Here is a 13938-nt window from a genome sequence, read left to right as displayed (position 1 = left end):
GAGGACGACATGACTCCTGCGCTGGTGTGCGAGCGCCTGGTCAAGCGCTACGGCGACAAGACTGTGGTCGACCGGGTCGGCTTCCACATCGACGAGGGGGAGGCGTACGGGTTGCTCGGCCCCAACGGGGCCGGCAAGACCACGACCATCTCCATGCTCGTCGGGTTGCTGCGCCCGGACGAGGGTTCGGTGCGGGTCGGCGGCATCGACGTCGACGAGGACCCGGTGGCGGCCAAGCGGCTCATCGGGTACGTGCCGCAGGAGATCGCGCTGTACCCGGAGCTGACCGCCAGGGAGAACCTGCGCTACTTCGGCAGGCTCCACGGCCTGCCGCGGCGTGAGCTGGCCTCGCGCATCGGCGAGGTGCTCGACCTGGTCGGCCTGGCCGGTCGCGGCGACGACAAGGTGGACACCTACTCCGGCGGCATGAAGCGGCGCACCAACATCGCCGTGGCCCTGCTGCACCGGCCGCGCCTGCTCATCCTCGACGAGCCGACGGTCGGCGTGGACCCGCAGAGCCGCGTCGCGATCCTGGACCAGGTCGAGGCGCTGGTCGGCGAGGGCATGAGCCTGCTCTACACCTCCCACTACATGGAGGAGGTGGAGCGGGTGTGCACGCGGGTCGGGATCATCGACCGTGGCCGCGTCGTCGCTGACGGAACCAAGCGCGAACTGGTCGCCGAGCTGGGCGGCACGGACCGCGTGGAGCTGACGCTGGACGGCGACGTCACCGCGGCGGCCGAGAAGCTGCGCGTCGTGGAGGGCGTGTCCGAGGCGGTGATCACCGGGTCGTCGTCGATCCGGTTGCTCGTCGCCGGCGGGCGGCACCTGCTGCCCGCGCTGCTGGCCGCCGTCGGCGACGCGGGTGCGGTGACCGGTGTCGAGGTCGTCGAGCCCGACCTGGAGGCGGCGTTCCTGCACCTCACCGGCAGCACCCTGCGGGACTGACGCGAACAAGCTAGGGGATGGGCGAGAACCTTGGGGAAGAGCACTCTGCGTGCCCTGCTGGTCGTGGGCGGCCACGAGTTGCGGACGCGGCTGCGGGACGGCACCGCGCCGCTGATCGCGCTCGTCGCGCCGATCCTGCTCGCGACCCTGTTCGGGTTGGCGCTGGGCGGTGACGACGACCCGCCGATCAAGGCGACCATCGGCGTGGTCGACCTCGACGGCGGCCAGTTCCCGGCCAGCGTGCAGCGCGAAGCGCTGAACACCGACGAGCTCAAGGGCGTGCTGACCTTCCGCCAGTACCCGGACGAGGCCGCGGCGCGCAGCGCGGTCGACGGTGGCGAGACGGGTGCGGCCCTGGTGTTCCCCGCCGGGTTCAGCGAGGGCGTCGGCGCGGGCCGCGGCGGGCAGGTGTCCGTCTTGGAGTCACCCGAGTCGCCGCTGGCGGGTGTGGTGGCACGCAGCATGGTCGACCGGATCTCGGCCCTGGTCGAGGCCAGGACGCTGGCCGTGCGCGCCTCGCTGGAGGCGGGCGTGCCCGCCGACCGGGTGCAGCTGTTCGTCGAGGAGAACGGCGCGGCCGGGCCGGCGCTGTCGCTGGTCGGCGACCCGGTCGCGGGCGGGCGGGTGGACCTGGCCGTGCACTACGGCGCGGGCATGGCGGTGATGTTCGCGTTCTTCGTCGTCGGCACCACGGCCCGCAGCCTGCTCATCGAGCGGCAGAACGGCACGCTCGACCGGATGCGCGCCGCGCCGGTGCCGCTGTGGACGGCGCTGGTGGGCAAGAGCGCCGTCGGGTTCGGGCTGGCGCTGGTCAGCATGTGCGCGACCTGGCTGTCGTCCGTGCTGATCTTCGGCGCGAGCTGGGGCGACCCGCTCGGGGTGTTCCCGCTGCTGCTGGCGCACGTGTTCGCGGCGACCGCGATCGTGATGCTGGTGGCCAGCCGCGCGAAGACCGACGCGCAGGCCGACGGCTACACGCTCGGCGTGGCGTTCGTGTTCGCGTTCCTGGGCGGCAGCATCGTGCCCGTCTACAACCTGCCCGAGTGGCTGCGCGGCGTCTCGCTGATCACGCCCAACGGGTGGGTGTCGGCGGGCCTGTCGGAGCTGGCAGGCACCGGCGCGGGGCCGTCCGCCGTGCTCGTGCCGATCGCCGTGGTCACCGGCATCGGCGTCGTCGCCGGCGCGTTGGCGTTGCTCGGCTTCCGCAAGGGCGGGTTCGCATGAGGCCCCGCCCCGTCACCGCGCTGGTGCTGGCCAACCTGAAGCGCCAGCTCCGCGACAAGGTCGGCATGTTCTTCATCGTCGTCATGCCGTTCGTGACGATCGTGTTCGTCGGCATGGCCCTGGGCGGCGGCGCGGCGGACGCGAAGCTGCCGGTGGCCGTCGTCGCCGACACCTCCGACCCGGTGTCGGCGGCCGTGGTCGCCGAGCTGGAGTCCGACGAGGCGCTGGAGGTGCGGCGCGCGGAGTCCGCGGAGGAGGTCCGCGACGGCGTCCGCCAGGGTGAGCTGGCCGCGGGGTTGGTCGTGACACCGGGTGACACCGACCTCGAACTGGTCATGACCCAGACCAGCGGCAGCGGCATGGCCGCGCGCAGCGAGATCGACGTGGCGGTCGGCAGGGTGGCGGCGGTGCTGGAGGCGACCCGCGCGGCGCGGGCGGCGGGCGCGTCACCGGAACAGGCCGAGGAACACGTGCGCAAGGCGAAGGAGGAGTCGGTCTCGGTCACCGTCGCCTCGACGGGGGGCGAGGAACCCGCCAAGCCGACCGGCTTCGCCTACACCGCGCCCGCGAACCTGCTGCTGTTCACGTTCATCAACTCGATGGCCGTCGCCGCCGCGCTGGTCGAGAGCCGCCGCATCGGCATGGTCCGCCGCTCCCTGGCCGCACCGGTGCGGCGGAGCCGGGTGCTGCTGGGCGAGGCGTTGAGCCGGTTCTCGGTGGCACTCGCGCAGTCCCTGCTGATCATCGTGGTGAGCAGGTTTCTGTTCGACGTGCGCTGGGGCGACCCACTGGGCGTGGGCGTGGTCGTCGCGCTGTTCTGCCTGATCGCCACGGGCGCCGCGATGCTCGTCGGCGCCTTGGTGCGCTCGCCGCAGCAGGCTCCCGCCATCGGTCCCCCGGTCGGCATCGTGCTGGGCATGCTGGGCGGCTGCCTGTGGCCGCGCGAGGTGGCCGGCGAGACGCTGGCCACGATCGGCTACCTGTTCCCGCACTCGTGGGCGCTGGACGCGCTGCTCACGCTGTCCCGGCCGTCTGCGGGGCTGGGGTCGGTCCTGGTCGAGGCCGGGGTGCTGGCGGGCATGGCGGTGGTGGTGCTCGGCGTCGCGCTGGTGGTGTTCCAGCGGCGAGCGCTGGCGACGGTCTAGACGTGCGGGAGGACCGGGCGGCGTGCCGCCCGGTCACCGGGACAGGGGCACGGCTCCTTGTTCGAGTCCCTGAGGACAAGGGCTACGTCCTGCCGGCGATCAGGCGGCTCGCGAGCGACCTGCGTGACGACGCCGGTCAGGCGCGCCCCGTCAGGTCGCACTCGCAGAACTCCGCACCGCGCAGATCCTCATCGCCCGACCGAGCCGTGCTCCGTGTGGTAGGTCCGAGCCCCCGAAGAAGAACGCGACAGCATCGCGATTGTCCACAACGACTTCTTCTGCTGTCACGTCTTCAGGAAATGACAGTGCTGGTTCGTCAAGTCGCGTGAATCTGCGCGCTGGGCCTTGGCGGAGCTCCGTGGGATCTGCAAGGCTTCACGGGTTCATTTGGTGGCTAATGATGCGCCTGCTGGTCGCACACCGTCGGGGAGCGGTGTATCGGGGAGGGAAGGCCTGCGTGTCAGGGGAGATCGTCTGTTCGTTCGAGGAGCTCGACGTGCTGGGGGAGGCGTTGCGGCTCGACGTGCGCCAGTTCCCGTTCTCGATTCCGCACTTCGCGGTAGAGGCTGAGGAACGGTTGAGGCTCGGACGGCGCACGCAGGACGACTTCGTGGCTCGCGGTCTGATTCGCGATGGTCACCTGCACGCCGACTTCGTGAACGTGTTGAAGGTGTACACGCGAGGGCGAATTTCCATTGCCATGCGCGGCGAATTGGAAAAGGAACAACACCTGGCGCTGGCGGTCATCGGTGATCGTGCCTGTGTGCTGGCGGTGCAGCAGGGTGAGACCTTGCGGTTCGCGTTTGCCCGGCCAGAGTCGGTGGTGCGCAGGCTCGTGGGGCTGTTGCCGCAGCTGAAGGCGGGACCCGGCACCTCGGTCACCGTGGTGGCGGACCCGGTGCCCGTCGGTGGACGACGGCCTCAGGAGGACTTCTCGGAGTTCACATTCACCTCGGCGGTGCGGGCTGACGCGAACGCGGTGAAGGGTGATCGAGCCGCTGCGGCGGAGATCTTTCGCCGTCCGCGGCTGGGCGGTGGCGATTTCCTCGTCACCGTGAGGGACCGCAACGGCAGGCAGAACACACCGGCGGTGATGAGCTGGCTGGACACACAAGCCGGTCGTTATGCCGCGGTGAGCAGCGCCGATTCCGCTGGGCGGTTGCACGCGACCTACATCCCCGCCGATCCCGGGGTGCTCGATCGGCAACTGACCCGCATAGTGCATTCGATGTCGTGATGAAAAATTTGACCGCAAACCGAATCGTCGTCCAAAGTGAGCGACTGATTGCCGGGCGCTCAGAACTGCCAGGGAGAAACAGCCGTGAGTGAGTCCTGGGCGGACCCGAGCCCGTTCAGCGCCGAGCTCGGCAGCCTGAAGGCCACCGGCGCCGGTGTGAGCTGGGCGATCAACGACTGCGGTGGCCAGGCGCTGATCAGCGCGGCCGAAGAGCTGCACGACGAGCTCGGCGAGATCCTCCTGCGGGCCGAACAGCTCGCCCAGGAGCTGCCTCTGGGCACAACGCCTGCGGCACAGGTGTACAAGCCGTTCATCGCCACGGTCGCATCGGACCCCGCTCAGGGCGCGATCCCGGTTCTCAAGAAGCTCCGCGAGGAAGTCCTCGACTTCCGGGGCGAAGTCGAGAAGGCCATGGCCGCCTATGAGACAAGCGATCGCAACAACCAGCAGATCATCGAGCAAGCCGGTGGCTTCACCGCGTGACCTACGAGGAACGCCCGTGACATCACGCACCATCCTGACCGCGGTCGCCGCAGCAGGCCTGCTGTTCATCGCCGCGTGCGGTGAGACGACCGGGGGCGACGCGCGACCAGCGACTGATTCCTCCGAGGCCACGTCCTCGACGAGCACCGCGCCCACCACCAGTTCGGGCGCCGGCACCGGATCCCTGGAGGACGTGGACCCGTGCTCTTTGCTGGCAACGGAAGATGCCGCTGATCTGGGTGCCACCAAGCCGCCGAAGCGGGAGATGGTCGGCAGCGCCGACAGCTGTGCGTGGAAGCCCGGCAACGCCAACCTCAGCGTCGGAGTTCGGACGAACCTCGGGTTGGCGCAGGCCCAGCCCAACGGCGGTCAGATCACCGACATCACCGTCGGGGACCGGCCTGCGAAGCAGATCAGCGGCACGACCACGGGCGGCTGCGTGGTCGTGCTCGGCGTCACCTCGTCATCGCGCGTGGATGTGACCGTCATCCCCGCGCCCAACAGCGACGGATGCCCGATGGCGCTCAAAGTCGCGGGGTTGGTCGAGTCGAAGCTGCCGTGAAGCGTCGTCACCACGGTTGAGAGGGAGCAGAGGATGAACGAAGCGCCAGGCGGCCCGTCGGGCGGCGACGTCTACTCGAGATTCGGCCTCGAGCGCCACGGTGAGGTGCAGACCGCGCAACAGCTCCACGACCAGGTCGTCGCCGCCAACGTGGCGACCCACGGTCCGATCGTCGGGCCCCTGCTGACCTACCTGCAGGGCAACGGCCAGCTCGGCGACCTGTTGGAGGGACAGTCCAAGAACCTCCTCGACCAGGGCGTGCCACCGCGGCAGGCGCCGGCCGCACCTGGCGTGCACTACCTCGCGATTCCGCACGCGCAGCTGTACGAGATGGTCAACAACAGCATCGACCCCGGCGCTGTGGGGGCGGCAGGGGACACCTACACCCAGATCGGCAACAAGCTCACCGCGTTCCAGGACCGCATCGCGCGCGCGATCGGCAACAGCGAGACCGAGTGGGTCGGCGTGGCCGCCGACGAGGCCAGGAAAGCAGTGGCGGGTCTGGGTAACAAGGCCTCCAAGGCGGGGACGGCTGCGCAGCTCGCGGGCACGTTGATCACGCAGCAGTCCCGGGCGTCGAGCACGGCGAAGTCCAGCGTGCCACCGCCACCCGCACATCCCTACGACCACGCGGCGGCGAACGCGCGGCGGATGGCCATCACGGACCCGCTGCTCTACATCCAGCAAGCCGCGGCTGACATGGCCGCCTACCAAGAGCAGAAGAGGCAACACGAGGAAGCCGCGCGTGTGGTCGAGACCTACGATCGGACGATCGCGCAGACAGCGGGGGTCCAGCCCGCGTTCGCACCCGCTCCGCCGGCACCAGAACCGCAGCCACAGCCACAGCCACATCCTGTGCCGAGGCCGCAGCCGCCGATCGGCAACGGCACCGGAGATCTGCACGGCCGCACCGCCACCCGACCGCCGAACATCGGTGACACCACGAACACCGCGTGGACGGCGCCGCCGGTCACCGACACCGGCGGCAGTTCGACAACCACCACCAGCGGTCTCACCGGTGGACACAACGCCGGAGGCGGAAGTCAGAACGGCGACGGCAACAACCACCGCGGCGGCGGAGTGAGCTCAGGTCTGCTGAACGGGCCCGTCGGCAGTGATCGAAGCTCCAGCCGGCCAGGCGGCAGTGGCGCCGGGGCCGGACGTGGAGCCGGCGCAGTGGGAGGCGTGCGCGGTCCGGGCGGCGGCGCCGGCTTCGGCGCTCCCGGTAGCGCCAGAGGTGTCGGCCCCGGTGGCTCGTCCGGCGTGCTGCCGGGCGAAGGAGCCACCGGCCGACCGGTGTCAGGCACCGGTGGGACACCGGGCAGCCGTGCAGGCGCGGGCATCAGCGGGATGGGAGGCATTGGAGCACCAGGTGCGAAGGGAACGGGCGATGAGGACATCGAGCGGACCGCACCCTCCTATCTGCTCGAGCCGGATCCTGACGAGACCTTCGGTAGCGACGAGAAGGTCGCGCCGCCGGTGATCGGCGAGTGAAACGACCCTGCCGAGCTTCGGCTTGACCGGGCCGTCCTGATCGAACCGGAACTGCTGGGCGTCACACTCCTCCCGGCGACCTCACCCGGACCGCGGGAGTCACGCGGTGTCGCCTGGCCGGCCACGCGGACGGAGCGGCGGAAGCAGGCCGTTCACGAGGTCCAGTGCGTTGACCGGCCGGTCGAGCACGCTGATCCGGTGGTCGCCGCCGAGCACGTCGAGGGTGTGGACTTCGGCAGAGTTCTCGGTTGCCTGCAGAGCGCCAGGAGCGGACGCAGTGGCGGGCTCCGTTCCGAGCCTGGAGCCGATCTCCGCCACTGATGCAGGCGTTGGGGGCCGCTCTGCCGCAGCAAGCTTCTCGATCAGCGGTCCGGCGAACTGCAACGTGACGGTGTGAGGGGAGAGAGCGTTTCTCAGCACCTCCATGGATGGCAACACGCCGTCCCGGACGATTGTGCGGTACAGGCCGGTGGGATCTTCGTCGCGATCCGGGAAGTGGCCGAACGCGGTGATCAGGAACGACCGCAGGAAGACAGCGAGGAAGCGCCGTCGCACCACGTCCACAGATGCGTCGATGTTGCGCGGAGTGGTGCAGTCGCTCGTCGGGGCGGCTTGGCCGGGGTGGTTGAGCAGCGCGTACAGGTCCACTCCCAGCGTCAGGTCAGCCTTGCGCATCCACTGCACGGGGTCGGTGTCGCCCGCGGTGCGCACGGCGTCGAACATGGCCGCCAGCGCGGCCATGCGATTGGCGGTGAGACTGTGGTTGGCGCGTTCACGTTGCAACCAGGCTGTCAGCTCGCTGCGGATCCGCCGTTCCCGGTGGGTGTACCAGATGCGCATGTCGTCGAGTTCGCGGCGAAGGCGGACGTTCTCGTCGAGCAGATCGACCGTTGCGGAGCTGAGGACCTGCTGCTTGAGCTGCTTCTGCTGCACCGAGATGATCCGGATGAGCTCCTTCTCGCGATCCCACTGCAGATCACCTGAGGTATCACCACCCACCGTCGAGCCGTTGTCCTGGATCCGCGACACCTGCTTGAGCAGCATTTGCACGCGGACGGCGTCGTTCGGTGCCTCGGCGATGTCCACGTACGGTGCGGGGGCGTGTTCAGGGACATCGAGTGGTCCGGTGTAGCCGGGAGGGTCGTAGCGCTGCGAGGCCAGCCACCGGCCCGCCAGCGACGACCGCAGTCCGGTGGGGTCGCCGTCGTCGGCTCGTGGGCAGCGGGCCAGGACGAACTCCACCAGATCCCACTCCGCGATCAGGTGCGCGGAGCGGCCCAGGCGTTGGCTCAACGCTCTCTTCGCATCGGCGAAGGCCTTGTCGTCGTCTGGGTCGCCTTTGATGCAAATGGGAGCTGCGGAGTCGTTCATGTGAGCGCGGAGGAAACCGCTGAACGACCCGTACCCGCTGCACACCCGCTCGACGAGCTCCAACGACAGCGCTGCGGCGTAGCGGTCGAGATTGGCGTAGTCGTCGATCTTCTTCGGTGGGCGGCGGCCGCTGCCGCCGTTGGCGGTGCGGATGAGCATGTGTTCCTCGACAAGGTGTGCCGACCGGCGGGTCGGATGGCCGATGTGGTGTTCAGGGTTGCTGTGCAGCGACACAGGGTCGCGCGGTGTACCGCTCGGCAATGCCGGAACGTCTTCCGCCAGGCGATTTCACGCGTCTGGCAGGGATGTGCGAGACGTGTCAGGTACGCGAAGCTCTGGTGTCCCGCCCAGGTCTGCTGTGGACCGGGAGCAGTCCGTGCCGCGCACCCGTCGACACCGGGGCAGCAGGACACGACTGGGGAACCGGCCAGAACTCGAGGATGGCCATGCACGCTGAGAACGCCATGCGCGAGGCCCGGATGTCCATCACTGACGTGCGCGAGTCGTCAAGCACGCTGAAGGTGAACGTCTCCTGCGCGGCACGGTCGGCGCAGATGCCGAAGCGGACCTCGTGCTGCGGCCGCGAGCTCGCATGCCGGCGGCACCAGGTCGCGACGCGGGGCCGAGGAGCGTTCGTGACGGTCATCGGGTGCTGAGAAGTGCCGCGGCGCCCGCATCGTGCGGGTGCCGGCTGCGCGAGAGCATTTCATTGCTGCCGCAACGGTTCACTTCCTGCTCACTTCCTTCGCTCCGGTGGAGTGGCCATCTTGCGCTTCGCCAAAGGCTGTGTAATGCGGCCAGGGCAAGCAGTTCGACAAGGCCAATCGGCCTGTCACGGAACAGCGAACCATAGGTGTCGGCACTACGCATCACCCGATCGGGGTGTGTCTTCGAAGTTGATGGTGACATGGATCCGCTTCATTGGATCCGCTGCACGAGCTCGACGTTGATGCAGTGGTCGTCGCCGTTGTCCGGATTCGGCGACAACAGTTCGCGAAGTTGTCCGCAGCTTGCGACAACATCTCCGCATCGTTGTCGATGAAGTGGGACAATGCGTTTCTCGGCGCGCTGGGCGGGTTTGACCTGTCGGAAAGGCCGGACAATCCTCCATTCGGTGTGTGCCGCAAATTTTCTTCCGGGCTGGTGGCGGAGATGTGATCCAGCTGTAATAGTTGGCCTCGACCCATGGAACGTCGGGTCGTAATAGGGGCGGCAACCCTGGGGAAGAACAACCGCGGTTGCAGTTCAGCTACTTCGCAAGATAAGGAAGCCAAAATGGGCGATGTACGACCCGCGTCGCCGGCCGAACACGGTCGGCGCTCGGTGGCCGAAACGCGGCGCGACGGGGAGGTGCGACTGCTCGGCAGCACAGCACCGTTGATGCGCAAGGCGTTTCCTGTGGTCGCGATGCCGATCTCCCGGCATCGTCGCGACGCACCGGGTTGCCTGCGGGGCCTGCTCACGGCAGGCGTGCTCGTGGGCAGGTGGGTGTTCGGCCAGGTGCGGCGATCAGCCGGTCATCTGTGCCAACGGCTCACCACCTGCTCCGCCGGTGCGTTGACGGCGTGACCACCCGGTTGTGCCGGGGCGGCCCAGTCCCGGCACAACCGCGTGCCGAGCTTCAGCTCGCTCACCACCAGCGAGTGCAGCCGGTCCATGATCCGCAGTCCGCAGTCCGGGACCGGCCCATCACGCACCGCCAACACCCCGCTGTCGCTAGCATTCGAGTGTCCGCACCGACGACCGCAGGATCGGGTCGCCCGGCTTGCCGGTGAGGCGCAACGACCCGATCCCGTTCTCCCACCCGAACACGTAGTTGCCGACCGTCACCGGCCGATACCCGTCATCGGTCACATAGGTCCCCCTGCCGAGCCCGATCCCGAGCGGCGTCGTCAGGAACACCTCCCCGTCACCCGCGAACAGGAACGACGTCTCCCGCACCACGACGTGGCATCCGCCCGGCGCGGCCGGCAGCACCGTGTAGGTCGCCGACCGATCACCCACCCACGACAACGCCACCGCCAGGGACGTCCCCACCGCGACCAAGCCGAACGGCCATGCCATCCGCACCCAGCGGATCAGCGCGACCGCGAACGCCACCACCAGCAGTCCGCCGCTGACCGCCCAGTCCGGCACCACCCACGTCCCGGCGACAACCACCACCCCGGCCGTCCAGCCGACCAACGAGCACATCCCGGCGGCCAGCACCAGACCGGCGACGGCCGCGTGCGATCGCGACTTCTTCTGTTCCCCCACCACATCGAGCAAGCTAACCGGCAGTTGTGCGCATTCGGTGGAGACGACGTGAAGGCTCAGAGCCGGGCGTCGGGGAGCCGGTCGAGGACCGTGGAGACCGTCTGCTCCGGCGTGTGTTCCGATGTGTCCAGCCAGAGTCCGATGCGCGGCGTCTCCTCGCGCAGACTCCGGTCGAGGGTCTCAACGGTCCACCCCGCGCCGTACCCGGTCTTCGCCCAGAACGACGTCCTGCACGACCGCCGTCCAGCCGTGGTCCGCGTACTCGTCGGCGACCAGCGCGGACAGCCGGTGGCGCAGCTCGAGCTGTGCCCTGGCCTCGGCGCTCTCCTCCGGCAGGAACTCCTCCCTGCCGGACACCACCATGCGGCGGAAGACGTCGCCGCGCACGTGGGCGGCCCGTGGCAGCCGCTCGGCCAGGAGCTGCGCCACGGTCGACTTGCCCGCGGCCATCACGCCGGTGATCAGGATGACGGCCGGGCCCAGGTCAACGTCCACGTGCGCCTCTCGTGCCAGGGGTCAGCTCAGAACGCGGCGTCCCGCAACTGCCGCCGCGACGTCACCCCGAGCTTGCCGAACACCTTGCGCAGGTGCCATTCCACCGTCCGCGGGCTGATGAACAACCGCGTCCCGATCTCCGGGTTCGAGAGCCCCTCCCGTGCCAGCCGCGCGATCTGGTACTCCTGCGCGGTCAGCTCGTCCGTCGTCTCGACACTCCGCTTGCGGACCGTCTCCCCGGTCGCGAGCAGCTCCCGCTGAGCACGCTCGGCGAACGCGTTCATCCCGCAGGCCACCAGCATCTCGTGGGCGGTCCGCAGGTGCTCGCGCGCTTCGACCCGTTGCCCCTCGCGCCGCAACCACTCGCCGTACAGCAGGTGCGCACGGGCCAGCTCGCCGCGCAAAGCCGTGCGCGACAACGAAGAGATCGACTCCGCGAAGCCCGCGGAGTCGCCGTTCAACGCCCGCAGCCGCGCCTTGATGCCCAGCGACCAGTCGGTGTCCACCCAGGACGCCGACCGCGCCAACGCCTCCGCCACCACCGCCGGCTCACCGGCCCGGGAGGCCGCCTCGGCCAGCTCGGACGTGATCAGCAGGCCGTAGACCAAGGTGTCCTCGGCGAACACCCGCGAGGCCGCGGCCAGAGCGAGGTCGTGCCGGCCGTGTCCGTTGTGGAGGATCGCGAGCGCCCAGTCGGTGATCGTGGCCAGCCGCCCCTGCCCGGCCGCGCGGGCTTCATGACCTGCCGCCGTCAGGACGTCCTCGCCGCGCAACGCCGCCTGCAGCAGCACCGCGTACCCGATCGGAGGGGTGCCGGTGACCTCGGAGATCCGCACGTCCTCCTCGATCAACGCCTGCGCCGCCGCCGGTTCGCCCGCGAGCAGCTCGTTGTCGGCGAGGAAGTTCAACGCGAACTGCAGCTGCACCAGCGCGCCGGAGTCACGGGCCAGCTTGACCTGGTGCTGGGCGAACGCGCGGCGCGTGTCGAAGTCCCACATCTCGCTCGCGACGATTCCACCCGCGCGGTAGCCGAAGAGCCACGGCAGACGGCTGACGTCCTCGGCACCGACCTTCAACGCGCGCACGGACTCCAACGCACGCGTCATCGCCGGCACGGACGCTTCGTAGCCGTCCGTCGCGCGGATGGTCAACGCCTCCAGCACGAGGTCGGTCGCACTCGGCGGCACACGCGCAGGGGGAGCGGTGTGCGCGGCGATCTGCGCGGGCGCACCGGCCCAGATCGCGGCCGACACCGCCTCCAGGTGCGTCTCGCGGGCAAGGTCGGCGTCGAACGGGGTCAGCCGGGCGGCCGCGCTGAACAGCAGCGGGGCCGCAGAGGCAACCCGCCGCTGGTCGAACGCGATGTGCCCGCGCAGGTGCTCGACCTCGGCGCTGCGCTGCTCGTCGAACGGACCCGCCTCCACCGCGCTGAGCAGCCGCAGCGACGCCTCCAACGCCCGGCGTCGCGCTTGGCCCGTGCCGCCGCCAGCTCGCGCCGGCACGCAGTCCGGTTCGGGCGTGAGCACCGCGGCCTCCAGGAACGCCGCGGCCAGCAACCCACCAGGGCCTGCGCGCGCCCGCCGAGCTCTCCAACGCTGCGGCGACCTCCTCGTCCGGCGCAGTCGTGCCCTGCGCCCGGTGCACGCGCGCCGATCGGGGTCCACCGCCGGGTCCGTGACCTCGGCCAGCGCCCGGTGCACCGCCAGCCGGTCCGCACCGACGCCGACCGGTAGACCGCCGAACGCACCAGCGGGTGCCGGAACCGGACCCGCGCGCCGAACTCGATCAACCCGGTCTCCTCGGCCGCCGCTGCCGGGTCGCGCCCAGCCCGAGCAGGCCGCCGCCCGCCACAGCAGCGTCGCGTCACCCAGCGGCTGGGCAGGTGAGCAGCAACAGCCGGGTGTCGGCGGGCAGCGGTTCGACCTGGCGCACGAAGCTCTGCTCGATCCTGCTGGTCAGCGGCACCGCGTCGAGCCCGTCGGCGAGCTCGGCCGCCGTCCACGCCCGCGGCAGCTCCAGCAACGCGAGGGGGTTGCCGCGCGCCTCGGCCACGATCCGGTCGCGCACCCGGTTGTCCACCGGCCCCTTGACCACCGAGTCGAGCAACGCCCGCGCGTCGGCGTCGTCCAGCCCGCGCACCTGCAGCTCGGGGAGCCCTTCGAGGTAGTCGTTCGCCTCGCGCAGCACGAACACCAGCGCGATCCGCTCGGCCAGCAGCCGGCGTGCCACGAACGCGAGCACCGCCGACGACATCGTGTCGAGCCACTGCGCGTCGTCCACCAGGCAGACCAGCGGCTGTTCGTCGGCGACGTCCGCGAGCAGCGTCAGCACCGCCAGACCCACCATGAACCGGGTCGGCCGCGGCCCCGAGGCCAGCCCGAACGCCGTGGCCAACGCCTCGCGCTGCGGCCCGGGCAGCTTGCCCAGCCGGTCGAGGAACGGCAGGCACAGCTGGTGCAGCGCGGCGTAGGCGAACGCGCTCTCCGACTCCACCCCGGCCGCCCGCGCGACCCGGAACCCCGCCGCGCGCTCCGACACGTGGTCGAGCAGCGCGGTCTTGCCGATCCCGGCCTCACCGCGCAGCACGAGCACCTGACCAGCACCGGACCGCGCCTGCGTGAGCAGTCGTTCGAGTGTTTCGCCTTCGCGGCGCCGGCCCAGCAAGTCCTCAGACACGGGCCCGAGCCTAGTTGCCAGGGCACGACCAGGGTGTTCCACGGGGG

At 70.0% G+C, this 13938-nt stretch carries 15 protein-coding genes; 9 read left to right on the top strand and 6 right to left on the bottom strand.

Features of this window, described 5'->3' with window-relative positions; genetic code table 11:
* Positions 1 to 9: 9 nt before the first annotated feature.
* The 7 genes from BBK82_RS43655 (at position 10) to BBK82_RS43625 (ending at position 7093) form a co-directional block, all read left to right on the top strand.
* Positions 10 to 948, top strand: coding sequence for an ABC transporter ATP-binding protein (locus tag BBK82_RS43655; protein WP_065920152.1), 939 nt, complete (start codon positions 10 to 12; stop codon positions 946 to 948).
* Between the two features lie 30 nt (positions 949 to 978).
* A complete protein-coding gene (locus BBK82_RS43650) occupies positions 979 to 2172 on the top strand; it encodes an ABC transporter permease (protein WP_065920151.1) in 1194 nt (397 codons plus the stop codon).
* On the top strand, positions 2169 to 3317 hold the full coding sequence (locus tag BBK82_RS43645; protein WP_065920150.1) for an ABC transporter permease: 1149 nt from the start codon (positions 2169 to 2171) through the stop codon (positions 3315 to 3317). Before BBK82_RS43650 ends, BBK82_RS43645 begins: the two co-directional genes overlap by 4 nt.
* A gap of 457 nt (positions 3318 to 3774) precedes the next feature.
* Positions 3775 to 4554, top strand: coding sequence for an ESX secretion-associated protein EspG (locus BBK82_RS43640; RefSeq protein ID WP_065920149.1), 780 nt, complete (start codon positions 3775 to 3777; stop codon positions 4552 to 4554).
* Positions 4555 to 4638: 84 nt separating this feature from the next.
* On the top strand, positions 4639 to 5037 hold the full coding sequence (locus BBK82_RS43635) for a hypothetical protein (RefSeq protein WP_065920148.1): 399 nt from the start codon (positions 4639 to 4641) through the stop codon (positions 5035 to 5037).
* Between the two features lie 16 nt (positions 5038 to 5053).
* On the top strand, positions 5054 to 5599 hold the full coding sequence (locus BBK82_RS43630; RefSeq protein ID WP_065920147.1) for a DUF3558 family protein: 546 nt from the start codon (positions 5054 to 5056) through the stop codon (positions 5597 to 5599).
* Between the two features lie 33 nt (positions 5600 to 5632).
* Positions 5633 to 7093, top strand: coding sequence for a hypothetical protein (locus BBK82_RS43625; protein ID WP_065920146.1), 1461 nt, complete (start codon positions 5633 to 5635; stop codon positions 7091 to 7093).
* Positions 7094 to 7192: 99 nt separating this feature from the next.
* Here the strand turns inward: BBK82_RS43625 and BBK82_RS43620 are convergent, their stop codons facing one another.
* Positions 7193 to 8623: a hypothetical protein gene (locus BBK82_RS43620; protein WP_154697851.1), complete on the bottom strand. Its 1431-nt coding sequence runs from the start codon at positions 8621 to 8623 to the stop codon at positions 7193 to 7195.
* Between the two features lie 287 nt (positions 8624 to 8910).
* On the opposite strand from BBK82_RS43620, the gene BBK82_RS43615 reads away from it, so the two are divergent.
* Together BBK82_RS43615 and BBK82_RS51205 are read left to right on the top strand one after the other, a co-directional pair.
* Positions 8911 to 9120, top strand: coding sequence for a hypothetical protein (locus tag BBK82_RS43615; protein ID WP_218920528.1), 210 nt, complete (start codon positions 8911 to 8913; stop codon positions 9118 to 9120).
* Positions 9121 to 9385: 265 nt separating this feature from the next.
* Positions 9386 to 9622, top strand: coding sequence for a hypothetical protein (locus BBK82_RS51205; RefSeq protein ID WP_154697850.1), 237 nt, complete (start codon positions 9386 to 9388; stop codon positions 9620 to 9622).
* Between the two features lie 359 nt (positions 9623 to 9981).
* Here BBK82_RS51205 and BBK82_RS43610 read toward each other — a convergent pair whose 3' ends face one another.
* The 5 genes from BBK82_RS43610 to BBK82_RS55300 form a co-directional block, all read right to left on the bottom strand.
* Positions 9982 to 10161 (bottom strand): hypothetical protein, encoded by a 180-nt coding sequence (locus BBK82_RS43610; RefSeq protein ID WP_154697849.1) that lies wholly within the window; start codon positions 10159 to 10161, stop codon positions 9982 to 9984.
* Between the two features lie 19 nt (positions 10162 to 10180).
* On the bottom strand, positions 10181 to 10723 hold the full coding sequence (locus BBK82_RS43605) for a hypothetical protein (RefSeq protein WP_154697848.1): 543 nt from the start codon (positions 10721 to 10723) through the stop codon (positions 10181 to 10183).
* A 177-nt stretch (positions 10724 to 10900) separates the two neighbouring features.
* Positions 10901 to 11215 carry an AAA family ATPase gene (locus BBK82_RS43600; RefSeq protein ID WP_237047903.1) on the bottom strand — a complete coding sequence of 105 codons (315 nt, stop codon included), beginning with the start codon at positions 11213 to 11215 and terminating at the stop codon, positions 10901 to 10903.
* 26 nt (positions 11216 to 11241) lie between these two features.
* Positions 11242 to 12915, bottom strand: a complete 1674-nt coding sequence (locus BBK82_RS55305; RefSeq protein ID WP_237047902.1) for a helix-turn-helix transcriptional regulator — start codon at positions 12913 to 12915, stop codon at positions 11242 to 11244.
* A gap of 163 nt (positions 12916 to 13078) precedes the next feature.
* Positions 13079 to 13891 carry an AAA family ATPase gene (locus BBK82_RS55300; RefSeq protein WP_237047901.1) on the bottom strand — a complete coding sequence of 271 codons (813 nt, stop codon included), beginning with the start codon at positions 13889 to 13891 and terminating at the stop codon, positions 13079 to 13081.
* Positions 13892 to 13938 lie beyond the last annotated feature (47 nt).

Origin of the sequence: Lentzea guizhouensis (genome assembly GCF_001701025.1) — a bacterium.
Taxonomy (GTDB): Bacteria; Actinomycetota; Actinomycetes; order Mycobacteriales; family Pseudonocardiaceae; genus Lentzea; species Lentzea guizhouensis.
Note: the sequence above shows the minus strand (reverse complement) of the source record. Positions and strands in the feature narration are given on the sequence as shown.